The organism is Proteus sp. PR00224, assembly GCF_016238105.1.
Taxonomy (GTDB): domain Bacteria; phylum Pseudomonadota; class Gammaproteobacteria; order Enterobacterales; family Enterobacteriaceae; genus Proteus.
Map to the genome: position 1 here is coordinate 370019 of NZ_JAEHQU010000003.1, position 26315 is coordinate 396333.

Annotated in this window: 25 protein-coding genes and 1 pseudogene; 12 read left to right on the forward strand and 14 right to left on the reverse strand. The window is 35.8% G+C overall.

Translation table 11 applies throughout. The annotated features are described in order from the left end of the window. Positions 1-14 precede the first annotated feature (14 nt). Entirely contained in the window at positions 15-1226 is a 1212-nt protein-coding gene (locus JEP71_RS07620; RefSeq protein WP_109371637.1) for a Tm-1-like ATP-binding domain-containing protein, read from the reverse strand. 230 nt (positions 1227-1456) lie between these two features. On the opposite strand from JEP71_RS07620, the gene JEP71_RS07625 reads away from it, so the two are divergent. The 4 genes from JEP71_RS07625 to JEP71_RS07640 all read left to right on the forward strand — a co-directional run bounded on the left by JEP71_RS07625 (position 1457) and on the right by JEP71_RS07640 (position 6271). Next, positions 1457-2089: a TetR/AcrR family transcriptional regulator gene (locus tag JEP71_RS07625; RefSeq protein WP_109371635.1), complete on the forward strand. Its 633-nt coding sequence runs from the start codon at positions 1457-1459 to the stop codon at positions 2087-2089. A 64-nt stretch (positions 2090-2153) separates the two neighbouring features. Further along, a complete protein-coding gene (locus JEP71_RS07630) occupies positions 2154-2786 on the forward strand; it encodes a helix-turn-helix transcriptional regulator (protein WP_006535016.1) in 633 nt (210 codons plus the stop codon). A gap of 222 nt (positions 2787-3008) precedes the next feature. Then, the gene (locus JEP71_RS07635; RefSeq protein ID WP_198626038.1) at positions 3009-4640 is read left to right on the forward strand and encodes a hypothetical protein; all 1632 of its coding nucleotides are present in this window, start codon (positions 3009-3011) and stop codon (positions 4638-4640) included. A gap of 74 nt (positions 4641-4714) precedes the next feature. Further along, positions 4715-6271 carry a hypothetical protein gene (locus JEP71_RS07640; protein WP_198626039.1) on the forward strand — a complete coding sequence of 519 codons (1557 nt, stop codon included), beginning with the start codon at positions 4715-4717 and terminating at the stop codon, positions 6269-6271. On the opposite strand, the gene JEP71_RS07645 is transcribed toward JEP71_RS07640, so the two are convergent. Further along, positions 6266-6676, reverse strand: a complete 411-nt coding sequence (locus JEP71_RS07645) for a GNAT family N-acetyltransferase (protein WP_198626040.1) — start codon at positions 6674-6676, stop codon at positions 6266-6268. The two genes, JEP71_RS07640 and JEP71_RS07645, sit on opposite strands and share 6 nt — an antisense overlap. Positions 6677-6789: 113 nt before the next feature. Here JEP71_RS07645 and JEP71_RS07650 point away from each other — a divergent pair, with 113 nt between their 5' ends. Next, positions 6790-7827, forward strand: coding sequence for an AbrB family transcriptional regulator (locus JEP71_RS07650; protein WP_196532273.1), 1038 nt, complete (start codon positions 6790-6792; stop codon positions 7825-7827). A 113-nt stretch (positions 7828-7940) separates the two neighbouring features. Here JEP71_RS07650 and JEP71_RS07655 read toward each other — a convergent pair whose 3' ends face one another. Further along, positions 7941-8291, reverse strand: coding sequence for a YacC family pilotin-like protein (locus tag JEP71_RS07655; protein ID WP_160230012.1), 351 nt, complete (start codon positions 8289-8291; stop codon positions 7941-7943). 213 nt (positions 8292-8504) lie between these two features. Here JEP71_RS07655 and cueO point away from each other — a divergent pair, with 213 nt between their 5' ends. Then, positions 8505-10085: a multicopper oxidase CueO gene (gene cueO / locus JEP71_RS07660; protein ID WP_198619386.1), complete on the forward strand. Its 1581-nt coding sequence runs from the start codon at positions 8505-8507 to the stop codon at positions 10083-10085. A gap of 159 nt (positions 10086-10244) precedes the next feature. Beyond that, on the forward strand, positions 10245-10787 hold the full coding sequence (gene hpt, locus JEP71_RS07665) for a hypoxanthine phosphoribosyltransferase (RefSeq protein WP_151434361.1): 543 nt from the start codon (positions 10245-10247) through the stop codon (positions 10785-10787). 56 nt (positions 10788-10843) lie between these two features. Here the strand turns inward: hpt and JEP71_RS07670 are convergent, their stop codons facing one another. From JEP71_RS07670 to can, 3 genes and pseudogenes are all read right to left on the reverse strand, one after another. After that, positions 10844-11260 carry a helix-turn-helix domain-containing protein gene (locus JEP71_RS07670; protein WP_198626042.1) on the reverse strand — a complete coding sequence of 139 codons (417 nt, stop codon included), beginning with the start codon at positions 11258-11260 and terminating at the stop codon, positions 10844-10846. Further along, positions 11257-11567 (reverse strand): annotated as a pseudogene (locus tag JEP71_RS07675) (type II toxin-antitoxin system HigB family toxin). The gene JEP71_RS07670 and the pseudogene JEP71_RS07675 overlap by 4 nt, the downstream one beginning before the upstream one ends. Positions 11568-11713: 146 nt before the next feature. After that, the gene (gene can, locus JEP71_RS07680) at positions 11714-12367 is read right to left on the reverse strand and encodes a carbonate dehydratase (RefSeq protein ID WP_072070989.1); all 654 of its coding nucleotides are present in this window, start codon (positions 12365-12367) and stop codon (positions 11714-11716) included. Between the two features lie 848 nt (positions 12368-13215). Here can and JEP71_RS07685 point away from each other — a divergent pair. From JEP71_RS07685 to JEP71_RS07700, 4 genes are all read left to right on the forward strand, one after another. Next, on the forward strand, positions 13216-14151 hold the full coding sequence (locus tag JEP71_RS07685; RefSeq protein WP_109371621.1) for an ABC transporter ATP-binding protein: 936 nt from the start codon (positions 13216-13218) through the stop codon (positions 14149-14151). Next, positions 14148-14918: an ABC transporter permease gene (locus JEP71_RS07690; RefSeq protein WP_109371619.1), complete on the forward strand. Its 771-nt coding sequence runs from the start codon at positions 14148-14150 to the stop codon at positions 14916-14918. Before JEP71_RS07685 ends, JEP71_RS07690 begins: the two co-directional genes overlap by 4 nt. Before the next feature lie 185 nt (positions 14919-15103). Further along, positions 15104-16336: an MFS transporter gene (locus JEP71_RS07695; RefSeq protein WP_198626044.1), complete on the forward strand. Its 1233-nt coding sequence runs from the start codon at positions 15104-15106 to the stop codon at positions 16334-16336. Between the two features lie 87 nt (positions 16337-16423). Further along, positions 16424-16606, forward strand: a complete 183-nt coding sequence (locus JEP71_RS07700; protein ID WP_198619389.1) for a DUF2526 family protein — start codon at positions 16424-16426, stop codon at positions 16604-16606. 100 nt (positions 16607-16706) lie between these two features. Here JEP71_RS07700 and htpX read toward each other — a convergent pair whose 3' ends face one another. The 5 genes from htpX to JEP71_RS07725 form a co-directional block, all read right to left on the reverse strand. Then, the gene (gene htpX, locus JEP71_RS07705; RefSeq protein WP_196532270.1) at positions 16707-17672 is read right to left on the reverse strand and encodes a zinc metalloprotease HtpX; all 966 of its coding nucleotides are present in this window, start codon (positions 17670-17672) and stop codon (positions 16707-16709) included. Between the two features lie 76 nt (positions 17673-17748). Then, positions 17749-18309 carry a LemA family protein gene (locus tag JEP71_RS07710; RefSeq protein ID WP_196532269.1) on the reverse strand — a complete coding sequence of 187 codons (561 nt, stop codon included), beginning with the start codon at positions 18307-18309 and terminating at the stop codon, positions 17749-17751. Between the two features lie 303 nt (positions 18310-18612). Then, positions 18613-19431: a dimethyl sulfoxide reductase anchor subunit family protein gene (locus JEP71_RS07715; protein ID WP_198619390.1), complete on the reverse strand. Its 819-nt coding sequence runs from the start codon at positions 19429-19431 to the stop codon at positions 18613-18615. A 2-nt stretch (positions 19432-19433) separates the two neighbouring features. Next, a complete protein-coding gene (locus JEP71_RS07720; protein ID WP_198619391.1) occupies positions 19434-19985 on the reverse strand; it encodes a 4Fe-4S dicluster domain-containing protein in 552 nt (183 codons plus the stop codon). 2 nt (positions 19986-19987) lie between these two features. Then, the gene (locus JEP71_RS07725; protein ID WP_198626046.1) at positions 19988-22324 is read right to left on the reverse strand and encodes a molybdopterin-containing oxidoreductase family protein; all 2337 of its coding nucleotides are present in this window, start codon (positions 22322-22324) and stop codon (positions 19988-19990) included. A gap of 231 nt (positions 22325-22555) precedes the next feature. Here JEP71_RS07725 and JEP71_RS07730 point away from each other — a divergent pair, with 231 nt between their 5' ends. Next, positions 22556-23245 (forward strand): helix-turn-helix domain-containing protein, encoded by a 690-nt coding sequence (locus JEP71_RS07730; RefSeq protein ID WP_198619393.1) that lies wholly within the window; start codon positions 22556-22558, stop codon positions 23243-23245. 64 nt (positions 23246-23309) lie between these two features. Here the strand turns inward: JEP71_RS07730 and efeB are convergent, their stop codons facing one another. Genes efeB through JEP71_RS07745 form a run of 3 tightly spaced genes read right to left on the reverse strand, consistent with a single transcriptional unit; the run spans position 23310 to position 26314 of the window. Then, the gene (gene efeB / locus JEP71_RS07735; RefSeq protein WP_198619394.1) at positions 23310-24575 is read right to left on the reverse strand and encodes an iron uptake transporter deferrochelatase/peroxidase subunit; all 1266 of its coding nucleotides are present in this window, start codon (positions 24573-24575) and stop codon (positions 23310-23312) included. Further along, positions 24565-25488: an EfeM/EfeO family lipoprotein gene (locus JEP71_RS07740; protein ID WP_198619395.1), complete on the reverse strand. Its 924-nt coding sequence runs from the start codon at positions 25486-25488 to the stop codon at positions 24565-24567. Before JEP71_RS07740 ends, efeB begins: the two co-directional genes overlap by 11 nt. Then, positions 25478-26314, reverse strand: coding sequence for an FTR1 family iron permease (locus tag JEP71_RS07745; RefSeq protein ID WP_198619396.1), 837 nt, complete (start codon positions 26312-26314; stop codon positions 25478-25480). The genes JEP71_RS07740 and JEP71_RS07745 overlap by 11 nt, the downstream gene beginning before the upstream one ends. Between the last annotated feature and the right edge of the window lies 1 nt (position 26315).

Here is a 26315-nt window from a genome sequence, read left to right on the forward strand (position 1 = left end):
TTCTTTCTCCGTGGTTAACAAATAAGTTCCTGGTGTAAATCATAAATTTGCTGAGTAAACTCAGCAGAGTTTATGTGATAAGGACTGATGACTAACTGACGAGTCTCTGTCTCTTTAAATGTTGTTATAAATGCATCAAAAAAAGCTTGGTTTGCTTGAGGATCCCAGAAAGGGGCTCCTTCAATATCCAGAGCTGAAAAACCGCCCTGTGGTAATACAAACCGCAATGGACCTTCACACTGATTGAGTTTCTCAGCGATCCAGATACCTAATTGACGGTTTTCCTCTGGTGTTGTACGCATCAAGGTGACTTGCGCATTGTGATGATAAAATTGACGCCCTTTATATTTCTCAGGAACACTCGATGGGCGACCAAAGTTCACCATATCTAATGCGCCACAAGAACCTATATAAGGGGTTTTGGTTCGGGCGATTGCACCAAAACGGTCTTCATCACAAGCAAGTACACCGTCAAACAAGTAATCACACACTTCTGTTGTTGTAAGATCGAGCACGCTATGAAGTAGGTGACTGTCTGCCAGTTTTTCCATGGCTTTACCGCCACTTCCTGTTGCGTGAAAAACAAGGCAGTCATAATTATTTTCAAGTTTTTGTGTAAGTTGTTGTACACAAGGCGTAGTTACACCAAACATCGTTAATGCGACAGCCGGTTTATCAACAACATGTTCTTCTTGGTAAAAATAAACAGCGCCAGCTATTTGGTTCGCCGCATTTCTTAGGACTTTGCGAGAAATGCGATTTAAGCCGGATACATCTGTGACGGAGTACATCATTGAGATATCACTTGCACCGATATAGCCTGAAATATCGCCAGACGCCATCGTTGATACCATCAATTTAGGTACACCAATTGGCAAAGATTGCATTGCTGGTGTAATCAGTGCCGTTCCCCCCGATCCGCCTAGTCCAAGAATGGCTAAGACATCATCTTGGTGAGTTAAATAGTGTTCAAATGCGATAGACATCGCTTCTATGGCTTTACCTCTATCGCCACAGAAAACCGCGTCTTTACCATTAGGGTGAAAACTTGCGATTTCTGCTGCGGTGACATCAGCTTCTTTGGCGAGTGTCGTGGGTTTAGTTGTCAAATCGACGGTTTTAACAGGAAGGCCTGCTTTTTTAATTAAATCACTGACATAAAAAATCTCAGCACTTTTAGTATCAAGCGTTGTGGCAATATAAATAGAGCCAGAATACTGTTTCATAAGCCTTCCCTTACCTTTTATGATTATCGACGAATAGATTATAACCATAATGAGACTCGAGTTTCATTTATCATAACATCGTTTTGAGACTCTTGTCTCATTATTTTTATTTTTATACTCTAGAGGTCGATAAGGTGTGATTAATCACCTAAAGTAAACGTTAAGTGTTGTGAGTATTTGACTTAAAATAAATTAGACACATAAAGTGTGGAAATAACGAAGGATTTTCTATGAGTGACAATGACGAAACGGATGCTATGTCCGGTACACGAAAAAGAACCCATCAATTATTGGTGACAACAGCATTGGGACTTTTTGAGCAAGGAATGTTACCGACAGTGTCGGAATTAGCGGCACATGCAGGTGTTTCGAGAGCAACCGCATATCGTTATTTTCCAACACAAAGTGATTTAATTAGTGCCACTGTTGATGCAAGTTTAGCACCGATCATTGCATGGAACCCCACTCCTGAAGATAATACGCAACAGCGCATTACTGAATTGCTCAATCTTGCCTATCCTCAAATGTTTAAACATGAAGGTGCACTGCGTGGTGCATTACAAGTCTCATTACAGCAGTGGGCAAAAGAGAGGCAATCAAGTGAATATGCAGAAAAACGATTTATTCGCGGTCACCGTAAAGAGATTTTACTCAAAGTTATTGAACCGTTAAAAGCACACTATCCTGAAGAAATGTGGGATAAGGTGATTAAATCTTTCTCTTTAATTTATGGGTCTGAAGTCTTTTTGGTAATGAAAGATATCTGGAAAATGGATGATCAGCAGGTCATTGATATGACTCAATGGATGGCAAAAGCTATTCTAAATCAGGCAAAATCTGATTATCCTGCAGATAACGATTAATTATTTGAATAAATCAGTTAAAATTGTATAAATCATTTACGTTTTAGCTATTGCAGGGATCGTTATGTCACATAAAACAGAAGACCAAGAGTGGCTGGTAGAACAACTACAATTTATTGCACAAGGCATTGGTAAAACATTATCGCCTTTTTGTGAAGTTGTACTTCATGATCTAACCGATAGTGAAAATACCATTATGGTCATTGAAAATAATCTATCAGGTAGAAAAGTAGGGGATAGAGCAACAGAATTGGGAATGGCACGTATTGAATCGTCCGATTTCCCTCAGATTGTGGCAAATTACCCCAATCAATTTCCTGATGGAAGAACGGCAAAAAGTACGTCTATCGGTATTAAAGACAAACAAGGCAATTATGTTGCAGCGTTATGTTTAAATATTGATATTTCAATGATCAAAGGATTACAAATGGTACTTAACCAATTTGCAACCCTTGAAGAAGGTAATGACATTATTGAAACCTTTAGTTCAGTGACGGAAGATTCGCTGAAAAAACGTATTGATGAGTTTTCTGCGACTTATTCAGTCACACCAAGAGCATTAAAACCGCATCAACGACGCGAGTTGTTACTCTGTTTACAAGATGAAGGTTATCTTTCGCTGCGTAAAGCAATGGAAATTACTGCACAATACCTCGGTGTTTCAAGAGCAACGGTGTATAACGATTTAAAAGAATGATTAACAAATAAATTATTTTTAAATTCCAGCGGAATATAAATCAGTAAACTAAAAAAAGATATCACTTGTTGATATCTTTTTTTATTTCTGTTTTTAAATTTTAATAATATAGTGTTTTTTTATTGAAATTGATTAACTAATTACTTGTGTTTGATTTTTATAAACATAAAAAAATAAAAGGAATAGACTGTCTATAATAATTTTTAATTGATAGGTGTTAAAATGAAAATTTCAGGAATACAACCAATTTTATCTTCATCTATAGATACGGTTGATAATAAAATAAATAAAAAATTTGGTTTAACAAAAAATATAAATTCCATCGGTAATACTACTGTTCCTTTTGATAAAGAAAAAAGAGAAGAAATATTACAAGAAAATTATTTAAAGTATATTAAAGAATGTCAGAATATATTAAATAAAACAAATACTGATATTTATAAACCCCATTCTGGAAATCTTAGAGCAGAAAATGTAGTTGATAAAGAAAATATATTTAATAAAAATACGGATGAACTTGAAATAGAAAAATATTTTAATGAAATAATAGAAAGTGCGAATTCAATTATTAACTTAGGCAATAATGCTGAGGATGCCATATATTCTGGGAGTAATTTTAAAAAAGAAGAAACTAGATATGAACTCTCTGATTCGATTACTAATTCAGGAAAGAAGGAATTAAATACAGAACAAAAACTTTATTTTAGAAGTGAGAAAAAAAGGAGCTTTAAAAATCTAATTGTAAATTTAATTTCACCATTTAAATTTATAAATAGAACATTATTACCTATAAAAATAAACTTTGAGAATAAAAATATAAATAAATCGTTAAATACATTTAAATTTGATAATATATCAAATGATAATGATGCGTTTAACAATTTCTCAATTAAGTTAGAACAACTTAATAAAACATTTACTGATAATGTTAATAAGGTAATATCTAAAAAAGTAAATAGTAATAACAAAATAGATATTATGATCAAATATCATACATTAGAAAAAGCTTTGGAGTGTAAGCTTGTTAATGATATTAAACTGATAAATGATGAATTTAAAGCTGATTTAGCTAAAAATAAATTCCAGAATAATTATTCTGATTTGCCTAGTAAAATAATGAATGAATTAAACGTTATTTTAAATTCAAATATAGATGAATTATCCTCTTCTAAGATAACCGATAAGTTAAAAAATTTAATAAAAGAAAAAATCAATAGTCAGGATAAGGATGTAAAGATTGAGAATTTTATTGATAAAATTATTGGTTCTATTTTTAATAAAGAGAATATATTAGAAATTGAAAAAACTGTTGATGGTAATTTCGAAGAAATCAAACAAGAAACATCTTTAAGTTTAACAAAAGAATTATTTAACCAGTTATCAAAAGATGAAAAATTTATTGGCGAGAAAGACTCTATTGCTAAAGTAGACAACTTAATAAGGATGGTGAGCAAAGATATTTATAAGAATATGGGAGAACAAACGGATAAAGAAATAAAATTAATTAATGATAGTTTTTATGAAAATATAAAGAAAAATGATAATGGACATAATTTTCTTACTCGGCTATTTAAAAACTCAAGTAATAATATTAATTATAAATGGGCGCAAGATGCTGTTGTTTTACTAATTAGTTATAGTTATTTTGGAAATAAAAAGAATGAAACAACTGAATACTTTAGTGATGGTAAAGTGACAGATGGCGGTAATGGTGCTAGTAGTACACAAAAAACAGTAGTGGAAAATAACTTAAAAGGTATTTTTAGCCGGCTAGGGTTAAGTATTGATGATTTAGATAAATCTAAAGATGAAGTGCTAAGAAAGTATTTTGCTAATTATTTTGAGCATGTTTAATAATTTCATTAAATTATTTTTATTTGTATTTTTAATGAGTTAATTATATTTATTGATTTATAGGTGGGTGATTTATGATTAGCAAAACAAATCTATTTAAATCCAACGTGTCATTTGTAAATAAAAAGCATTATCTTCCCAAAAAGGAAGATTATATTTTTACAAAAAAAATAACTGAAATAAGAAATACACCAGTTTCACCTTCTTTTGGTAAGAGAATTATTCATGTGTTGACTTCTTTATTTCATAAACTAGAGATTGGTTTTCTTATAAAAGATATAAAAAATAATAAGCTATTTGATACTGTTAATATAAACAAATATAGTAATATTTTTAATGAAATAGATAAAAAAAATATTGAAATAAAAAATAAAAATTTAAATTCTATAAATAACATAATTTCTCATGCAAATGATAAATTTGATTTTTACAGTTTCTGTGATTATATAACTGAAGTAAAAAGAGCTAAAGATTTTTTCTCAGGACTAGATGATATAGAGAATGAAGGCTCTGACAGTAAATTAATTGTAGAATATTTAAATGAAATTATTGTAAATAGAATAACTTCAATAAATGATAAAAGTATGAAAAATATTTTCAAGTTAATAAATTCAATTTTTAATTTTGAAAATATTCATTTAAATAAAAGATATGATTTTATGAGTAACTTTTCAACAGAGAAAGAAAGAGATAATTTTATAAAATCAATGAACATTTTACTTATTGGTATTGAAGAAGCCCAAGTGCTTAATAAGTTTGATGATACTATAAAAAATAAAATAGAAAATAAATTATCTACTATTATGATGATAGCACTTAATAAAAATATGGGCAGTGAATATTCCTTTAATGACTTAATGCAAGAATGGATAGGAAAATATATTAGTGATAACCATAATTCGATAAAAAGAAATACGATAGTAGATATTGGTACGCAAGTAGATACAAATATAACTGTAGATACTGGTACACAAGTAGATACAAATATAACTGTAGATACTGGTACACAAGTAGATACAAATATAACAGTAGATACAGCTACACAAATAGATACAAATACGACTGTAGACACGGATATACAAGCAAATATAATTATAATTAATGATGTAGAGAAAGAAACAAAAATAGAATTACCAAGACATAGACCTAAAGAAGACTTGAGTAGAAAATATATCAATATTGATGATTTTGATGTTAAAGGAAATAACGAGTTATTAAAAATAAAAATAGATAATATAAGTGAAATTGATGAGGATGACACTCAAGATATTGATGATGGTGAATTAGATAATTTAAAAGAAATGAATGAAGATGATGATTTTGGTCATCAATGGGATTATGAAGGTTTTAATATAAATCATGTTCATTATAAAAAATCAGAATTGGATGCTTTAATGAAAAAAATAAAGAATTTAAATTCAGAGCTAAAGTCAGATAAGAATTTCAATGAAATAAATAATAAATTAGACTCGATTATACTCGATATAGATGATAGTTTTACAGAAGAAGAGACTCCTTTAGATTTAAGTGATAAATTAAAATTTTCACCAGATAATTATCAATTGAATGTTAATACGGAAGAAAATACGAGTGAAATAAGTGAAGAAGACAAAACTAACAAAAAACTATAAATTTTTCCTTAAATAATACTTCTTATCACTAATCGGATAGTTCTCTAGCGTGCCAAATATTTCAAATCCCTGCTTTTGATAAAAAGGCAGGGCTTGAAAACTAAAGGTATCCACTTCAGCATATTTGGCACCTTTTTCTTTTGCAGCAAATTCCATAGCTTGCAGTAATTCTGTTGCTATATTTTTTCCTCGATAGGCTTTATCTACCCACAAATAACGAATACGTAACCAATTTCCTAAAATATCACCTGTTATCCCACCCATCTTTTTACCATTTTCTTCCTTAAAGACCGCAAGTGGTGTGTATTGATCCATATGAATATAGTTGAGGTTATGTGTTAATAAACCTTCATAAATTTCATTGATCTCATTTGATGTGGGATTTGTGGTTATTTTCAGCGACATAATCGGCTCTATGCATTAAAAAAAATAATAATTACATTATCACTATTTGGTTATTAAATATTTATACAAATGCTAGGATGGAAACAATAATTAAAAAAGCTGGATAACACAACATGTCGTTTTTGAAAACTCTACCGGGTATTTTGTTTTGTGCATTAATTGGTGGTGTGCTAACCCTTTCTGGTTTACCTATGGCACTGATGTTTGGGCCGATTATTGTTGTCATCATTGCTTATCGCTTTAAATGGGAACTGTCAGTGCCTAAGCACACATTGACATTTATTCAACTGACTTTAGGTTCGTCGGTTGGCTTAATGTTTAATCAAGTTCATTTAGGCAGTGCTGATAACTTAATTATTCTATTACTGACATTAGTTGTTTGTTTAGCCATTCAGTTTTTTGTGAGTTTCTTTTGGTTTCATCGTCATATCGGTTGGACAAAAGAAGAGTCGATGTTAGGTGCCGTACCCGGTGCGATGGCGGCTATTTTGGCTCTTACTGATCATACTAAAACACCACCACAAAAAATCGTTATTTCTCATACCATTCGTTTAATGGTGCTGATTATTATGGCGGGTTTTATTGTGGGAGCCGATAAAGCCAATATGCCTGAATTTGCAATACCCGAAATGACGATAATTTCTCTGTTGTGGTTATTGTTGATTATTGCGTTAGGGTTGGGCTCTGGGCTTTTATTACAGAAAATCCGATTTCCTGCACCTTTTATGCTGACCTCATTAGGCAGCGCGATATTGGTTCAATCTTTTGTGAGTGAGCCTATTACGTTTCCAATGCTTCTTAATGAATTGAGCATGGTATTAATTGGTATGAATATTGGCGCACATTTTGTTGTTTTCCCGCTTTCATCACTGATTAAAAATGCATTTTCTTCTGTGCAAGTTGTGATTATTAATGTGATTTTAACCGTGATTGTGGCGTATGGGGCGGCTTATCTAACAGGTGTGCCTTGGGCAACGTTAGTATTAGCTTGGGCGCCGGGAAGTATGGAAGCAATGACTTTTGCTGCGATAACCATGAATGTAGATGCGGCTTTTGTTATGTCGAATCATATTTTTCGAATGCTGATTATTCAAAGTATTCCATCTGTGGCTTTGTATTGGAACGAATATAGACAGAAGAAAAATAATTAGCATAAAGAAAGGTAGAAAAATCTTTTGATAACCTCTATGAGTCATTTTATATCACAACTGTATTTAAAGAGGTTATCTCGCTTTATTTATCCAATAGTGAATTAACACAATTATTAATAATTTAATAAACTTAGCGATTTATTCGCTAATAGCTGACATTTCTTACTGTGTGTTACTTCAATACCTTTTAAATCTTTATAGCTATCTTCATTTAATTGGCTCATTGGCAACGTTGAGTAATTACTGACATCCCATTGTTGTGATCGTGAAAAAACCATTAATGCTCTTTCAATTTTAGGTTTTGATATTTGCTCATAACCACAATCTTTATTTAGAAAAAGATAGATAGCGGTTAAATCTGCCAAGTCTTCTGCTTGCGTGTAAGTTAACGCTTTTGTACTCGAAGAAAAGAGCATAGTAAAAGAAAGCGTTAGTGTGCAGAACAAGGCGAACATTTTTTTCATTAGGCGTGCTATTCCTTTGTGTGATGATTTAGCAAGTTTTGTTATTTGGCTTAATGTAGTTAAAAGTTTTGCAAAGACCTTCTATTTTGTTGGGTTTTAAATTGACCTTCCAGTAAGGGGAAACTTTAGCATCAGTAATAGTTTACAAAGCTTTTTTATTCATCTTATTTCGATAAATACATAATAACTTGTTTTTATTCAAAGGAATATATTATGCAACGTCGCGAATTTTTAAAATTAGGCGCCACATTAAGTGCTGTAACATTATTACCGAGCTGGAGTCGTTTTGCGTTTGCCCAAAGTAACACGCCTTCATTGGCTATTCCACCTCAAATTACCCCAGATGCTCAACAAAAGATTGTTCTTAATATTCAACAAGGTGTTTCTCAATTTATTCCGACGGCAAGTACAACAACTTGGGGTTATAACGGCAGTTTATTAGGGCCTGCATTGAAATTGAAACGTGGTCAACCTGTCACTATCAATATAAATAACCAACTCCCCGAAACGACAACCGTTCACTGGCATGGGCTTGAAATTAGTGGCGAAGAAGATGGCGGCCCTCAAGCAACGATTGCACCTGGGAAATCTCGCACAGTGACTTTTACACCAAACCAAGTTGAATCAACGTGTTGGTTCCATCCTCATACGCATGGTGTAACAGGTCAACAAGTGGCTATGGGGTTAGGCGGATTAGTGATTATTGAAGATGATGAAACCGCAAGCCGAAAATTACCTAATCGCTGGGGTATTGATGATTTACCCGTTATTTTGCAAGACAAACGTTTAGATAGTGAAGGACAAATTGATTATCAGCTTGATGTGATGAGTGCGGCGATTGGCTGGTTTGGCGATATGATGTTGACCAATGGGGCGATCCAACCACAGCATATTGTGCCAAAAGGCTGGGTAAGATTACGATTCTTAAATGGATGTAATGCACGTAGCTTAAATCTGGCCACTAGTGATGGCAGACCCATGTATGTGATCGCCAGTGATGGTGGATTATTAGCAGAACCTGTAAAAGTGACAGAACTCCCTATTTTAATGGGAGAGCGTTTTGAGGTTTTAGTGGATACCTCAGATGGTCGTGATTTTGATATTGTCACTTTACCTGTACGTCAAATGGGCATGGTGTTAGCACCGTTTGATAATGTATTACCTGTATTACGTTTATTACCGTCAGCAGAAAAAGCACAAGGTACTTTACCCGATCAATTAGCATTAATTCCAGCATTACCAACCCTCAGTAACATTGCAACTCGTACATTACATTTACGTATGGATATGCGTTTAGATATGCAAGGTATGATGGCATTAACAGAGCGTTATGGTGATAAAGCATTAGCGGGCATTCATCATGGAATGAGTCATATGCGCCAAGGTAATGGCAATGGCATGATGGGCGGTGGAATGAATTGTGGTCATGGTAATGGAGATCTAGATATTTATACTGCTAATAGTATCAATGGTATTCCATTCTCAATGACAGAGCCTGCATTCGATGTGAAACAGGGTATTTATGAACGTTGGGTTGTTTCTGGTCGTGGTGACATGATGTTACATCCATTCCATGTGCATGGTACGCAATTCCGTATTTTATCTGAAAATGGTCGAGCACCAGAAAAACATCGCCAAGGCTGGAAAGATATCGTGAAAGTTGAAGGTCAATTTAGCGAAATTTTGGTGAAATTCGATCATTTAGCCACAAAAGCGCATCCATTTATGGCGCACTGCCATTTATTAGAGCATGAAGATACCGGTATGATGGCAGGTTTTACCGTTAGTAAATGATTTGTCGCTATAAAACTGATTAATATCAGTAAGATAAACTAATGGAAGGCACAAGATTAATATTTTGTGTCTTTATTTTCATTAAATCAGATCATCGCATGATGAAGGAAGTTCTGGTACAATCGTTTGCTTTCCCCGTTAACCCAATCGAAATAAATCATGAAACATATTGTTGATGTCATGATCTCTGAAGAAGAGATCAAACAGCGTATTGCTGAGCTAGGTCGTGAAATCACAGAACATTACCGCCCACGTCAAGAACAACACGATCTTGTCTTAATCGGCTTGTTAAAAGGTTCTTTTATTTTTATGGCAGATTTATGTCGTGAAATTAATGTGAACCACGAAGTCGATTTTATGACTGTATCAAGTTACGGTAATGGTATGACGTCAACGCGTGACGTTAAAATCATTAAAGATCTCGATGAAGATATTCGTGGTAAAGATGTTCTGATTGTTGAAGATATTATTGACTCAGGTAATACCTTAAATCGCGTTAAAGAGATTTTAAGCTTACGTGAGCCAGCTTCTATTTCTATCTGTACTTTATTGGATAAACCATCACGCCGTGAAGTTGATGTACCTGTTGAATGGATTGGCTACTCCATTGAAGATAAATTTGTTATCGGTTACGGCATCGATTACGCACAGCGTTATCGCCACCTGCCTTATATTGGGCATGTAACGTTATTAGATGAGTAATGAATTTACTTAAAATAGAAGTGAAAAACCCGCTGTAGGCGGGTTTTTTGTTGGTCTTATTTAATAAAAATAGATACAGGTAAATTAAATCGAGCTGCTAGTTTTTTAATATGTTCTAGCGTGAGATTACGTTCACCATTTAAAATACGGCTTACATAAGAGCGCGAACCTAATTCTTCTTTAAAATCAGTGGTGTTTAATTGATATTGCTCCATTAATGTACGCAAAACAGTAATGGCATCATCACATTGATTTAGTCTTGCATTGAATGCTCTAAATTCAGGGGCACTATTCTCATATTCGTCAATTTTATGACAAAGCATATCAATTAAAGGATTATCTGGGTCGTGTTCTACTAAGTATTCAACTAATTTGACACCTTCTTCATAGTCTTTACGAGATTGGCTACGACCAAGAATAGGAACTATATTGACTAGGCTATTAGCAGCCTTAATTGCATCAATAATCATCATTCTTTTGTTCTCCGATAGTAATCAATGAGTTTATCGTATTCAGCATGAGTAGAAATATGTTTTACAAATATTTTGTCGCGTTCAAAATCTGCAAAAAATAGGATCCTTAGCGTATTTCCACCAATATTGATAACCCACCATTTTTCTCTATATTTCATTCTATCTAAACTTGGGAAGATTTTTTTAATGCTTCAGGTGTTTGATAAGTATTCTGCTTTAGCGTTCTGTAAGTATCAGTAAGTGATTGAGTACAATTGGGGAAACGTGTAGATGCTAAATCAAAAGGCTCTCGTGATATTACGTGCATTCCCTGTCCCTTGTTTCCTATTTGACAACAGCATAGCACTCTTTTTCGTTGTTGCCAAATAGGCAACTTCATATTTTTAATATATGAAAAAGCCCTAATATTATTTTAAATATCAAGGCTTCTAATGACTTTTTATGGTGAGTAAATTAACGCGGATGGCTTAATTTTGCCATCGCTTGGCGATACGAAAGTTCAAGTTTTTCACGACTATCAGAAGTGACATCAAGGTCGTGTAGCTCACCGTTATTTAAACCGTAAACCCAACCGTGGATCATCACTTTTTGTCCGCGTTTCCACGCTGCTTGCATGATCGTCGAGTGACCAAGGTTGTACACTTGTTCGATAACGTTTAGCTCACAAAGTAGGTTTAATCTATCATGTGGTGCCAGTTCACCTAACATGGAACTGTGCTTGTACCAAATATCGCGGATATGCAGTAACCAGTTATTGATAAGACCTAATTCAGTGCCTTCAATCGCTGCTTCAATACCACCACAACCATAGTGACCACAGACAATAATGTGTTCAACTTGTAATACATCAACTGCATATTGGATCACAGAAAGACAGTTTAAATCAGTGTGGATCACTAAGTTTGCGACATTACGATGAACAAAGAGGTCACCAGGTGCTGCGTTAATTAATTTTTCTGCTGGAACGCGGCTGTCAGAGCAACCGATCCATAAAAAGTGAGGTTTTTGACCTTTACAGAGATCTTTAAAAAACTGAGGGTTTTCTTCAGTAACAGATTCTGACCATTGCTTGTTATTGGCTAACAGCTCTTCAATTTTTCTCATCATGACGTGACTGCCTGTAAATTCGGTTTCCCACCATTTGCGCTGACAGTACGCCAACACGAAATAGCTCTTGTGTTATTGTTGGATGCGAGAGATCCGTTAAGAAAGGGTATTTTTATACCATTACTTTTGAATTAATCAGAGGGCTTTTTAAAGCCAAGTGACAGATAATTGCTTGTATTTTTTCGCGTTCAAATAAGATAGATCTTTTTATAGCATTTGTTTAATGAATTTATCAATACATTCTTTGATGTAAATCAAATGTATAAAAAGATAACTGTTTGTTAAGCCTACTGTTGTATTATTCAAAAATAGACACTTATAAATATTATATAAATAAATTTAATGATTATGATTATTGGTTTTATTTTTATACTGAAAGCATAAATGATAAAAAATAAAGAACATCATTGATTGAGGTAATGAATGGCGAGATAATATTCATCAGTAAACTTGAGAAACAAAGGCAATAATTTTATTGGTATCAATTAGGCTAAATGATTGCACTAAGGGATAAATTTATTAAAACATCAGAATATCAGTAAGAAATAAAAGAACCTTGAGCCTTGATTGCTAATTTACATTCTCTTCAGGTCTTATTCTTTGTTATTAAAATAGTTAAAAAATATTTATTTATTCGTTTGTGTCATAAACCCTAAAACGGTTTATTTACGACCTTATTTTCTCTAGAATATCCTTATTCCATTTTGATCTTATTGAACTAAGCCTATTTTCTGAATTGAAGCGTGTGAGCAATGCTTAGCATTAGCAAGGTTTAGTTGAATAGCTATTTTCTGATTTCAGCTCAGTCAATGCTGAATAATGCAGTTGATAAAAGGTAATTCCCACTTATGACGTATGCATTGGAGTTAACGGAGTTAACGAAAACTTATCACAATGGCGTAAAAGCGCTAAAAGGTATTAATCTCACCGTTGAGGCTGGCGATTTCTATGCTTTATTAGGTCCTAATGGTGCGGGTAAATCGACCACGATTGGTATTATTAGCTCTTTAGTCAATAAGAGTAGCGGCAAAGTAAAAGTGTTTGGTTATGACACCGATACCGATATGGTAAATGCAAAACGCCAGTTAGGATTAGTGCCACAAGAATTCAATTTCAACCCGTTTGAAACCGTATTACAAATTGTTCTCAACCAAGCGGGTTATTATGGCGTGCCTCGTAAATTAGCATTAGAACGTGCCGAAATTTACTTAACTCAGCTAGATTTATGGGAAAAACGTGATGATAGAGCACGTTTTTTATCGGGGGGGATGAAGCGCCGTTTAATGATTGCGCGTGCATTAATGCATCAACCGAAATTGCTTATTCTTGATGAACCTACCGCGGGTGTTGATATTGAATTACGCCGCTCAATGTGGACGTTTTTAAAACAATTAAATGCTGAAGGTACCACCATTATTTTAACGACTCACTATTTAGAAGAAGCAGAAATGCTGTGTCGGAATATTGGTATTATTCAACGTGGTGAGCTGGTTGAAAATACCAGTATGAAAGGTTTATTAAGTAAATTAGAGTCTGAAACATTTATTTTAGACTTAGCACCTAAAAGCCCATTACCTGAATTACAAAATTATCAATATCGCTTGGTTGATACATCTACTTTAGAAGTCGATGTTAAAAGAGAACAAGGATTAAACAGTGTTTTTGCTCAACTTAATGCACAAGGTATTCAAGTGTTAAGTATGAGAAATAAAGCCAATCGTCTTGAAGAATTATTTGTTCATTTAGTGAATGAAGATCATACAGTAGAAGGAGAGAGGGAATGATTCAGCTGTATTGGGTAGCCCTCAAAACAATTTGGATTAAAGAAGTCACCCGTTTTGGTCGTATTTGGGTGCAAACATTAATTCCACCAGTGATAACAATGTCTCTCTATTTTGTTATTTTCGGGAACCTAATTGGTAAACGAATTGGCGATATGGGGGGCGTAGATTATATGCAGTTTATTGTTCCTGGCCTGATTATGATGGCAGTAATAACAAACTCTTATGCCAATGTTTCCTCTTCCTTTTTTGGTGCTAAATTCCAACGTAGCATTGAAGAATTATTAGTTTCACCTGTTCCAACGCATGTTGTTATTGCGGGCTTTGTCGGTGGGGGTGTTGCTCGTGGTATTTGTGTTGGAGTATTAGTGACGGTAGTTTCACTCTTTTTTGTACCATTGGAAATACACTCTTGGACAATGGTCGTCGTGACATTACTGATGACCTCAATTGTGTTTTCACTCGCGGGGTTATTAAATGCGATTTTTGCGAAAACCTTTGATGATATTAGTATTATTCCAACTTTTGTTTTAACACCATTAACCTATTTAGGCGGTGTGTTTTACTCACTGTCACTCTTGCCTGAATTCTGGCAAGGTGTATCTAAATTAAACCCGATTGTTTATATGATCAGTGGTTTCCGTTATGGTTTTCTGGGCATTACTGATGTCTCTTTAACAGTGACGATTAGCGTACTGTGTCTTTTCATTGCTGTGTTTTATGTTATTGCATGGTATTTAATTGAAAAAGGTCGTGGTTTAAGAAGCTAATCAAAAAAACACGATCGATAGTTATAAAGTTTGAAATCGGTATCTTAATTAGAGATACCGATTTTTTTTAGCTATTTTTTCAGCATAAATGTTAATTTTTATTTAAATAATGACTTCGCTATTAACAAAATGGTTTTTCTTGTTTAGTATACTAAACACTTTGATGGGGATGGAAAGGAAATGTAATGACAACGGCAAGCCAAACAGGCAAAGCGCCTGAGGCAATCTCTCGTAATAAACTTTTATGTATTGCAGGTATGGGATGGACTTTTGATGCAATGGATGTGGGACTATTGGCTTTTTTACTCACAGCATTAAAAGAAGATTGGGGATTAACCGCATCACAATTGGGTTGGATTGGTAGTGTAAACTCAATTGGTATGGCCGTAGGCGCTTTTGTATTTGGCATTATGGCGGATAGAAAAGGGCGAAAGCCTGTTTTCATCTTCACATTGCTATTGTTTAGCTTAGGTTGTGGATTAACGGCATTAGCAAGCTCTTTAATGGTCGTGCTTGTTTTACGCTTTTTTATTGGTATGGGATTAGGTGGGGAATTACCCGTTGCTTCAACACTTGTCAGTGAAAGTGTTGAAACCCACGAACGAGGTCGTATTGTTGTTTTACTCGAAAGTTTTTGGGCGGTAGGTTGGCTAATTGCGGCTCTGATTGCGTATTTTATTATCCCTGATTATGGCTGGCGTATGGCAATGCTATTAAGCGCATTACCTGCGGTATATGCCCTTTATCTACGTTCAAAATTACCTGAACCTGTATCTCCTCACACTTTACAGAAAAAAACACGCTTATCAATTCGCCAATCAATGGCATTGATTTGGTCACCTCAATATCGTCGTTCAACATTAATGTTGTGGATATTATGGTTTTGTGTGGTCTTCTCTTATTACGGTATTTTCTTGTGGTTGCCTAGTGTCGCTATGTTAAAAGGCTTTAGTTTAATTAAGAGCTTTCAATACGTGCTTATTATGACATTAGCGCAGTTACCCGGTTATTTTACGGCAGCTTGGTTAATTGAGCGCTATGGGCGAAAGTTTGTTTTAGTGACTTATTTAGCTGGAACAGCCATTAGTGCTTATTATTTCAGTGTGGCTGACTCTACTGCAACATTGCTTATTTTCGGGATGTTGTTATCGTTCTTTAATTTGGGGGCATGGGGGGCTTTATATGCTTATACACCAGAACAATACCCCGATGGAATTCGAACAACGGGTGCTGGAACAGCAACTGCAATAGGGCGTATTGGTGGAATATTAGGACCTTTAATGGTGGGATATTTGGTTCAATATCAATTTGAAATAAGCTCAATATTTCTGATATTCAGTTTTTCGATTGTAATTGGAATATTAGCGGTGATGTTATTGGGGCAAGAGACAAAAAATAAGCCACTTAACTCAATTTAGTCATGCTTTGTGCGACTAAAAATATAGAATTTCTCTTTCTTGTAATATGATAGCAGTTAAGATTTTTATGAGAAAAAGGAAATAACGATGTCTCATTATGATGAAGTGGTTAAACAGGTTGATGATGCTATTGCCACAACCAGTATTCAAACCATGAATGAACTTTTAGTGGAATTAGGTAAAGATAAAACGATTGAGTTTCCACAGCGTTATGAGCAACAAGAGCGTTTACGTACGGCTATTTTCCATCACGGTGAAAAATATCGTTAGTCGGATTGTTGCTAAGAAATAAGAATTAAAAAGCGTTTTCACCTGTTTATCAATATGGTGAAAACGCTTTTTTCTTTTTACTACATTGTATCAACATGAATTAAAACGTTTTTCGACCTTCTAACACTGCGATCCTATTTTCAATGGAGGGATGCGTTGAGAAAAACGAATCTCCTTTATTAAAAATAAAGGCTGCTTTACGATAAGCACGTCCCGTCGAACCATCTTCAAAATTTTCAGTGTCATGTTGTGCTGAAATTTTCTTTAATGCATTAATCATCGCTTGATTATCTTGGGTTAAATCAACCGCAGCGGCATCTGCCATATATTCACGAGTACGGGACAAATAGAAATAGAGCACCTGTGTAATGATCGGCAACACCAAGTTTAGAATAATTAAAATGAGTCGTGCTTTACTTGCTGCATCATTACTTTTACCACCACGGTTACCAGAGGCAATATATAAGCGGCTACCAAAGATATTTGTTACCGTCAGAATAACGTTAGCTAATATACCAACATATAACGTTAGTCGTGAATCACCATGAATAATATGCCCTGTTTCATGCGCTAATACTGCTTGTACTTCTTGGCGATTAAGGCGATTTAATAAGCCTGTTGTTACACCAATAAAGGCGTTTTTCTCAGACCAACCCGCTGCGAAGGCATTCGCTTCTGGTGTATCAAGAAGATAGAGTTTAGGAATGTAGCCAAGAGTTGCACTTAAGCTAAGCTCTTCAACAATATTAAGGAGTTGGCGCTCTTGTGCATTTAAAGTGTCATCAGGGCTAATTAATCGCGCATTCATTCCCGTGAGCATAATTTTATGCCCTTTAAAATGAATAAAGATAAGCAATAAAATCGAGATGGCGAGAATAATTAATGTTGCAATAGGGAGCGTTTTGAAAGTCAGAAATGCCAACATATTATCAGTAAGATCTAAATAAGGATTGGCTCCAATAGCAGTATCCACCAGCAAACCGATCATAAGCATTAAGAGTAAATATGTTGCTATAACAAAACGAGTTCGAATAGCATTTTTTCGTAGAACATTTCTGAAATCCATTAGTGACTCCAAACAGCACCGTTAAGTGCTGTTTTTATCAATCTAGAAGTAATAAGTATCTTTTATCACTATCAAATTAATCGAAATTAATGCGGCGTGCTTCTTCTGCTTTAATGGTTTCTTCATCAAGGCGCCAGTACTCTTTATCAATAACAAGGCTTGGGAAAATTTTGACGATAAATACCGCAGGAATAGAGGCGATGAAAGCACGGTATTGCTCTAAAGTACGGTTGTAACCGCGCTTTGCAAAAGAGAGTTTATTTTCTGTTGAAACAATCTCTTCTTGTAAATTCGCCATGATAGTGTCGGATTTTAATTCAGGGTAATTTTCAACCGCGACATTAATGGCACCACTTGAGACAATTTTTGATAACTCATCTTCAGCCGCTTTGGCTTCTTTGGTATTTGCGCTTTGAGATTGTGTTCTTAATTCGGTTATTTTAGTAAATACTTCAGACTCATGACTAAGGTATTTTTTAACGGTGGCTAATAAGCTATCAAACACTTTGCCACGACGATCTAATTGCACTGAAATTTCAGTCTCACTTGAGATAACCGCTTCACGCATAGAGATAATACGGTTGTAATAATAAAAAATAAGACCTAATAACGCGATGGTAATAATTAATCCAGTCATGTGAAGCGCTCTCTTTTCTAATAGTAAACAGGGAATTGTGCTAAATTATTAATGTTAATTTTGCCTATTATTGATAAAGATAGCCAGATGATTATTTCAACAAAGATAAAAAGAGTACTGATAAGGTAAAATCAATAATATGGGCGAGATAAAAAAATACCCCGAATAAATTCGGGGTAAAATGAAAAGTAATGCTAGGGTAAATAAAAAAATATCAAGTGAAACATCGGGGATAAAACTAGGTTAAATAAGCAAGCTAACTAAGCTATTTAACCCAGCTATTAACCTAGAGAGATAACATACTTAAAACCAAGGTGCTTGCGCCATTACATTGCCATAAAACAACATTCTTCCTGTAATTTCGCCACTAAAAAGCATCAAAATAGCGATAATAGAGAGCGATGTTTTGCTAAATGAAGCACTATGAGACAACGTAATAATACAAATACCCATAATCAGACTAGCAATGACTTGCCACCATAATAATAGGCTTGCTACATCTGCACCGAGTACTTGTGCTCTCATAACTAATCCCACAAGTACTAATAATGCGCCGATTAACGTCCCTATTTTTAATGAATTGCTAATGGTTTTACCTTGTAAACGTAACCAAGGGATCATCGAGCCAAAGCCAAGCAACAAGGCTGTACCAATAAAGCTAATTTGTGTTGCTGGTGTATGCCATAACGGGTGTGCCTGCATTTGGTAATAGATTTGTGCCGTAACCAAAATAACAGGCAAACCAATAACGCCACAAAATAAGCCAAGTAGGCTATTACGGCGGATGGCATGAGGTTGTACCCAACTGGCTAATGCCCATAATGAAATCAATCCATTTAGCATCACGAAAGCAATAGCTTCGCGACTTAACCAAGAGTGAGCGATACCTAATACAGAACGATAAGCGCCAAGTGGATCACCCAAATGCCCCATCGACATTGAGGAGCCAACAACTTCAATTAGCCAAATTAGTGCAATCGTTGTTCGTAACGCTTTGGTATTTAATATCGCTGAGTTTTGTGTCTGGTTTTGCCATTGATACAGTGAAAGTGCTAATACGGCACCAATGCCCCACTGACTCATCACCGTAAACAGGACTAACGGCAGTTGATAATCATGCATGATTAATCCTCCATACCAATAATGACAATATTAGGATTACTGATGGTGTGATCAGGAACGCCATAGCGTTTTTCCAATAAAGTCCAATTTGTTGTATGTTTTTTACGTAAATCTTCAATGTCACCAAATTCGATGGCACTCGTAGGGCAAGACTCGACGCAACGTGGTTTCAAGCCTTCATCCAGTCTATCTGCGCACATGTTGCATTTACTGGTTTTGCCTTCAACGGGATCATAAACGGGTGCATTATAAGGACAGGCCATAATACACATCTGGCAACCAATGCATTTGTCATGATCTTGCACGACAATACCATCCTCACGTTTGGTATAAGTGTCAGCTGGACAGACTTTTAGGCATTGTGGATCATCACAATGGTTACAAGACATAGTAATAAAGGCTTGTGCATTAGGTTGATCTTCGTTGAATTCACGAACACGACGCCATAGCACACCGGGTGGTGTTACGTTTTCAGATTTACATGCCATAGAGCAGGTGCGGCAACCGTAGCAATCTTTGGTATTTATCAGAAAACCATACTGTTTCTTCGCCATGATCATGCCTCCCGTCTTACGTTAACTAAGGTGCTATTACAGCAATGACCATTACCTAAAGGCTCTACGTGATCATTGGTGACATGGCTACTACTTCCGCCTTGTTGCTCCCACCATCCATTGTCTAATGAGATAACACCTTGCTTAATGTGAGTGGTCACAACGGCAATCGCGCGGTGTTCACCTCGATCATTAAACGCGATAGCCCATTCACCATTTTTAATACCTCGAGCTAAGGCATCATTAGGATGGATAAGAATATTCGGCTGATTACGTTGTACTTCTAAGATCCATTCATTCATACCATGACTGGAGTGAACACTACGGGCGAGTTTGCGTTGTACCGCCATAAGAGGATACTTTTGGGCAAGTTCAGGTGAGCCTTTTATCGATTCTTTTACTGGATAATAGGTGACAATAGGGGAGTAATTTTTTCCCTGCCACTCTTCAATAAAGAAGTGCGCTTTTTTCGTTGAAGTTCGGAACATACCATCTTTAAATGGGATCCAATCGCCTTCAACTGGGCGTACTGGGCCTTTTTCAAGCATTTCACGAGTAATGCCAGAGCCTTTTAGGCAAGCATCAATGTAATGTTCGATAGGCTGATTAAAGACTTCACCAAAGCCAAAACGCTCAGCAAGGCGAGCAAAGATCCAATAATCAGGTTTTGCTTCTCCTGGTGGCTCAACGGCTTTTTCCATTAATTGCACATACTGACTACGAACACCCGCCATTAAACTGGTATCTTCAAAAATAGTGGTAACAGGAAGCACAAGGTCGGCATAAAGTGCCGTGGATGACATCAAGTTATCTGCGACAACAACAAAAGGTACTTTTTTCAGTGCATTACGCACCATATTTGTGTTAGGAAGTTGCGTCATCACCCCCATTGTCATGATCCACCAAAAGTTAATTGGGTGTGGTCTTTCATTGACAATCCAATCACCGACTTTTGCAACAGGGATTGGTTTAATGGGTTTTGCATTAGGTGCTGGTGGAATAATCGGGCTAAATTTCGCCATTTGACGAGCACCGCCCGCATCACAAACTCCTGTACCTTTTTTACCGATATTGCCGGTTAATAAGGCGAGATAAAACTGGCTTGCTGCGACATAAGCACCAAACTCTGTTCGTTGAGCGCCTGACATATTTTGCACAATCATCGCTGGTTTGGTGGTGGCATAATCGAGAGCTAAACGAATGATCGTTTCTTTTGGAATATCCGTTTCTTGGCTGGTTTTTTCGATAGTCCAAGGTTGTGCTTGTTGATAAATTTGCTCAAAAACTGTCACATAGTCAGCATTAGCAGGCAGTTCATCATGAGTTAACGCAGGAACAATATTCGCTGTTTCATGGTGAACAAGTTGCTGACTTAATGTATCAAAAACCAGATAGCTATCTTTATCATCATCAGATTGGCGTAATAGTTTTTGTTGTGAGTCAACAAGGTAAACGGCACCGGTATGCGCCCGTAAAAAAGGTTTATCAGTGAGATTTTCTTCAATGATAATTTTAATCATTCCTAAAGCGAGTGCGGTATCTGTACCAGGTACAATAGGGATCCATTCATCGGCTTTAGCCGCAGTTTCATTAAAGCGAGGATCAATAACCACCATTCTGGCGCCATTTCGGCGAGCTTGGTTGTAGTTTTTAAAATAGGCTTGCATAGTGACTGCTGGGTTATTACCCCAACAAAGAATATAGCGACTATCTTTTACCGTATCTCGAGTATCTGCATAGCGTAGACCCACCATTGGGATCATCGCTGCGGTTACAGCAGAACAGCATAAAGAGCCAGCTTGTTTTGTGGAGCCTCCTAAGTAATCGAAAAACGCTTTACCCATATCGTTTTTAATCGAGTCCATATTGCCTGCATGAGTGGAGATAAATAGCCCCTCATTGCCAAACTTATCAATGGTTTCTCTGATATTCTTTTCAATAAGATCAAGCGCTTCATTCCAACTGATCGGTTTAAAGTCGGCGTTCCCTTTTTCGCCAACACGTAATAAAGGTGTGGTTAAACGATCTTTATGGTATACCCACTTAGTTCGGCTCATACCACGCAAACAGCATTTCACATTAAAGCCTTCAGTGGCTTCAACTTTGATAAGTTGCCCATTATGTGTAAAAGCTGTTAGGTTACAGTGCAAACATTCCATCGCACAGGTTGAACGAAAGGTTTTATATTCGGATAATTTGATCCGTACTTTTTGGTTATATATGGGTTTATTTTCATTAACTAGACTGAACGCGTTAGGAGAAAGAGCGGCCACGCCAATGGCGCCCATTCCTTTTAACAACGTTCTTCTATTTAATTCCCATGTTTGATTTTTAGACATAGACATTCTCACGCACAAGAAAAGTTAACTATATATAAACTCAATTCATATATAGTTAACCTTGAGTTAGATCATCTAAAAATAGACAAAGAAAATAATCGATAGAAAATGATTAAAAAGCCCTATTTAAAATAAGGTTTTAGTGAAATAAACTAGTAAAAATGACAAAAAAAGAATAATGGGATATCGTCATAAAGCAAAGTAAATAACGAATAGGTGTGAAGAAAATAAATGCAGAATTCTCAAGGAGTTAACTCGGTTGATATCGCTATTACCATTCTCGAATTTATTGCGTCGAATGGGGGTATTGCCCGATCGTCAGATATTGCAAAAGCCTGTTCGCTTTCAAAAAGTCGCTTACATAAGTATTTAGTTTCACTTTGTCGCTCAGAAATGCTGTATCAAGAAAGTGAAGGAAGCCAGTATTGTTTGGGCAGTAAAATTCTTTTTTTAGCGCAGGCAACGCCAAAACCACAATCCTTTGTGGATGAGATTAATCAGCTATTATGTGAGTTCAGAGACGAACATAATATGTCTACGGGATTGGTGATATCTCAAGGTAATCAACTGTTTTTAACACGTTACAACCGTAGCTTTAAACATGTTGATATCGATTTTTTGCCTGATACTCCTGTTCCTCATAAAATTAGTGCCGCGGGTGCTGTTTTTGCCACCTTTAGTGATTTGATGATTGAAGCAGATTTATCACAAAAGCAGCAAAATACTATTCGCCAACAAGGTTTTGCTATTCGTCAGGAGCCTGCTGATGGTATTCCTGGCGCACAATCTATTTCATGTCCTGTATTTAATAAAAAAGGGGAAATGGTGGCGGCAGTATTGACGATGGGATTTATTGAACCTGAAAGGCAAGTGGAGCTAGGCAATGCATTAAAAGCAAAAATGGCGCATTTCTCCCATTAATTTGCTAAAGAACGTATTTAGGCACTTTTGCATTAAAAGCAAAGTGCCTAAAATCGTGTGTTGATTAATCGAATAGTCCTTTTGCCAGAATGTCGCCTTCTTGTGAAACACCGGGTAACACAAAGTAATATCCACCGCCAAAAGGTTTGATATAACGCTCTAAGGGTTCACCATCTAAACGTTTTTGGGTATCAATAAACCCTTTTTTAAGGTTATTTTGAAATGAGATAAAGATCAGCCCCATATCTAGTTGACCTGAAGGCGTTAATCCTAATGAGTAGCTATAACTACGTCGGCGTAATTTTGCACTGTAACGTTCTGGATTTCTTGGTTCAGCTCGTCGCATATGAGAATCAAATAGCACTCTGTCACCGTGGGGATCTTTTTCAAATTGAGGATCGTCCATCTCTTGCTTCATACCTATTGGTGCACCCGTTGAGCGATGGCGCCCAAAGTTATTTTCTTGATCTTCAAGCGGTGTTCTATCCCAAAATTCCAAAGCAAAACGAATAAGGCGAACAGCTTGATAACTTCCACCTAAACACCACTGTGGCTCTTTTTGTTTCTCAGTGATCCAAACAAGATCATCCATCAAACTATTATCTGAAGAAGGGGCGTTGCCCGAGCCATCTTTAAAGCCAAAAAGATTAATAGGTGTTTGTCGATTATCGATATCACGAGAAGGAAGAAAGCCATCGATTTTCCATACAGCATAAACCTTTCCTGACAGGTGTTTTAAAATATCTCTTAACGCATAAATTACACTTTCTGGGCTATTCGCACAAAGTTGCAGTAATACATCGCCACCACACCATTTAGGATCGAGTCGGTCATTAGGAAAGGGTTTCATTGGTTCTAAGCGCTTAGGTTTTTTAGCTTGAAAACCAAAACGGCTATCAAAAAAACTATCACCTAAAGCAACGGTGACGGTTAATTCATCAGGGTGTAATTGTGTTCCTAAAATACCAGATTCAGCAGGGGGAAGATGCGGGTTAGCCCTTTGTTGAAGTTCTCTGGGTTGAGTTAAAAATGCAATTCGTTGTGTCAGTGTTGTAAATACTCTTTTTATATCATCGGCGTTTGTTACTGTCAGATTAAGTGCAATCAATGAGGTATGTTTTTGTTCTGGCGTAATAACACCCGCTTGATGTTTACCTAAATAGGCAATAGCGCGCTGATAACGAGGTATTGAAGAAGCGCTTTGTTTTTCTACTGCTTTCGCTCCTATACTGGCGAGTAATAGACTCCCTCCTAACCATTTTAACGTTGTACGTTTATTTAGGTTAACAGGATTTTTTGATAGCGATTTAAAGAGAGTTTTATTTTTCATCACTTGCTTCTTTATAGTGATAGTAAACATCAATATTGAGCGTGCTACGCAAGTTTGCCACTTGCTCTGCTAATTGTGTCACTTGAGAAAAAAGCCAACTTTTTTCTGTTTCAGGAAGCGCGGTTAAAGGCTGGAATAGACCTTCATCGCGCTGATATTTTAAAAGCAGAGCACCTATATCGTCATATTGTTTGATAAGCAGTTGATATTCTGTCGTTGGAATATGATTAGATAAGATCTCTACGATTAAGCGCGATCCAGATAAATTGGCATAACTATCACCCAGATCGCTGTTTGAATATTGATTTTCAATACCAGCGAGTTTGTCAGTTAAAATAAACTCTAAGCTATCACCCGCAGATTGAACCAATTTAGGAATAGGAATATCTTCAATCGCGACACGTTTTTTTAAGTCACTAATGCCTCTTAAAAGGGCTTTTGCTGATTCGGTGGCTTTTTGAAGATCTTTTAATTTAAACAGTTGATATTCAACTAAATGAAATCCTGCAAAACGAGGTGAATTTTCTCTTTCAAGAAAGAAATCGGCTCGATTATTCAATAAACGTTCGCTTGTACCAAAAAGGGCAATAATAGGGCGGATCACTTCATAATGATAATGCGCTTGTTGATAAGCATTTTGTGCATTAATAAGCTGATTTTTTTCGCTGTTTTCGATTAATTTATCGAGCGATTTTTCAACTAGCGTTAATTTTTCAACAGCCTTTTCTCGGTAATTTAAAATATCGGTTTCAAACTTTTTAGGAGTGGGGATATCCCCTTTGGCAATAACGACATTGTCGCTATCTTGAATAATACCCTGAATAATTTTTTCGGCATAAATAGGAAAAGAAAACAACAAGATAAATAGAAAAATGGTGATCTTTTTACTTAACAACTTTACATTATTTAGCATGGCGAGCGCCTCGCTTAAATAACAGTGCTACAACCACCCAATACACAATAAATGTCACCACGCTTAAACCAATGGGTTGAGAGCGATAAGCAAAAAACGAGACTAAAAAATTACCAAAGACACTGGAATCATCAAGAATATGGCTAATATCCCAAAGCGGATAAATAAAGAAATCAGGTAATTCAAAATCCATTTCAATCAATAGATTTGCAATTTCTTCTACGGCTTTTAATAACAGAGAAACGGCAAGGAATAGTAATAAAAATCCTGTTACGGTAAAGAAATAGCGCCATGAAATAACTTTTGAAGTCAGCAAAAATAGCCATAGTGTGAATGCAGCGACAAGTAAGCCAATAAAGACCTCAATAAAGAAAGGTAGTGCTGTTTGTGCATTTAGGGCCATAATATGGCTAGAGAGGAATACCACGACTTCGCTGCCTTCTCTGGCAATCGCAATGGCAATAATCAATAAAATACCCCATGCACTTTGTTGCTGTGTTTTTTGGGTGAGTTCATTTTCTATATTTGCTTTTAATGATTTTCCTTGCCCATTCATCCAATAAACCATCTGCACAATAAGTACACAAGCGAGGATCTCCATTGCGATCATAAATAGAGATTGCCACATATCTTCGAGTGAGCTAAATACGCCATAAATACTTAGCGCTAGAATAATGGCAAGAAATAACCCAAATACCACGCCACCCCATAAATATTTCATACCTTGTTGTGGTGTTGGTGAACGTTTTATCCACGCATAAATAATGCCTACCACTAATAGCGCTTCAAAACTTTCTCGCCAAACAACAAACAGAACTTGTCCCATA

Bases quoted from the DNA above. Each gene is read 5' to 3' on its own strand.
- JEP71_RS07685 (WP_109371621.1), top strand. From the start codon at position 13,216: ATGACGTATGCATTGGAGTTAACGGAGTTAACGAAAACTTATCACAAT.
- JEP71_RS07715 (WP_198619390.1), bottom strand. From the start codon at position 19,431: ATGCATGATTATCAACTGCCGTTAGTCCTGTTTACGGTGATGAGTCAG.
- JEP71_RS07745 (WP_198619396.1), bottom strand. From the start codon at position 26,314: ATGGGACAAGTTCTGTTTGTTGTTTGGCGAGAAAGTTTTGAAGCGCTA.
- can (WP_072070989.1), bottom strand. From the start codon at position 12,367: ATGATGAGAAAAATTGAAGAGCTGTTAGCCAATAACAAGCAATGGTCA.
- JEP71_RS07635 (WP_198626038.1), top strand. From the start codon at position 3,009: ATGAAAATTTCAGGAATACAACCAATTTTATCTTCATCTATAGATACG.
- JEP71_RS07645 (WP_198626040.1), bottom strand. From the start codon at position 6,676: ATGTCGCTGAAAATAACCACAAATCCCACATCAAATGAGATCAATGAA.
- hpt (WP_151434361.1), top strand. From the start codon at position 10,245: ATGAAACATATTGTTGATGTCATGATCTCTGAAGAAGAGATCAAACAG.
- JEP71_RS07725 (WP_198626046.1), bottom strand. From the start codon at position 22,324: ATGTCTAAAAATCAAACATGGGAATTAAATAGAAGAACGTTGTTAAAA.
- JEP71_RS07720 (WP_198619391.1), bottom strand. From the start codon at position 19,985: ATGGCGAAGAAACAGTATGGTTTTCTGATAAATACCAAAGATTGCTAC.
- JEP71_RS07690 (WP_109371619.1), top strand. From the start codon at position 14,148: ATGATTCAGCTGTATTGGGTAGCCCTCAAAACAATTTGGATTAAAGAA.
- JEP71_RS07655 (WP_160230012.1), bottom strand. From the start codon at position 8,291: ATGAAAAAAATGTTCGCCTTGTTCTGCACACTAACGCTTTCTTTTACT.
- JEP71_RS07740 (WP_198619395.1), bottom strand. From the start codon at position 25,488: ATGCTAAATAATGTAAAGTTGTTAAGTAAAAAGATCACCATTTTTCTA.
- JEP71_RS07650 (WP_196532273.1), top strand. From the start codon at position 6,790: ATGTCGTTTTTGAAAACTCTACCGGGTATTTTGTTTTGTGCATTAATT.
- JEP71_RS07730 (WP_198619393.1), top strand. From the start codon at position 22,556: ATGCAGAATTCTCAAGGAGTTAACTCGGTTGATATCGCTATTACCATT.
- JEP71_RS07670 (WP_198626042.1), bottom strand. From the start codon at position 11,260: ATGATGATTATTGATGCAATTAAGGCTGCTAATAGCCTAGTCAATATA.
- JEP71_RS07630 (WP_006535016.1), top strand. From the start codon at position 2,154: ATGTCACATAAAACAGAAGACCAAGAGTGGCTGGTAGAACAACTACAA.
- cueO (WP_198619386.1), top strand. From the start codon at position 8,505: ATGCAACGTCGCGAATTTTTAAAATTAGGCGCCACATTAAGTGCTGTA.
- JEP71_RS07710 (WP_196532269.1), bottom strand. From the start codon at position 18,309: ATGACTGGATTAATTATTACCATCGCGTTATTAGGTCTTATTTTTTAT.
- JEP71_RS07695 (WP_198626044.1), top strand. From the start codon at position 15,104: ATGACAACGGCAAGCCAAACAGGCAAAGCGCCTGAGGCAATCTCTCGT.
- htpX (WP_196532270.1), bottom strand. From the start codon at position 17,672: ATGGATTTCAGAAATGTTCTACGAAAAAATGCTATTCGAACTCGTTTT.
- JEP71_RS07640 (WP_198626039.1), top strand. From the start codon at position 4,715: ATGATTAGCAAAACAAATCTATTTAAATCCAACGTGTCATTTGTAAAT.
- JEP71_RS07625 (WP_109371635.1), top strand. From the start codon at position 1,457: ATGAGTGACAATGACGAAACGGATGCTATGTCCGGTACACGAAAAAGA.
- JEP71_RS07620 (WP_109371637.1), bottom strand. From the start codon at position 1,226: ATGAAACAGTATTCTGGCTCTATTTATATTGCCACAACGCTTGATACT.
- JEP71_RS07700 (WP_198619389.1), top strand. From the start codon at position 16,424: ATGTCTCATTATGATGAAGTGGTTAAACAGGTTGATGATGCTATTGCC.
- efeB (WP_198619394.1), bottom strand. From the start codon at position 24,575: ATGAAAAATAAAACTCTCTTTAAATCGCTATCAAAAAATCCTGTTAAC.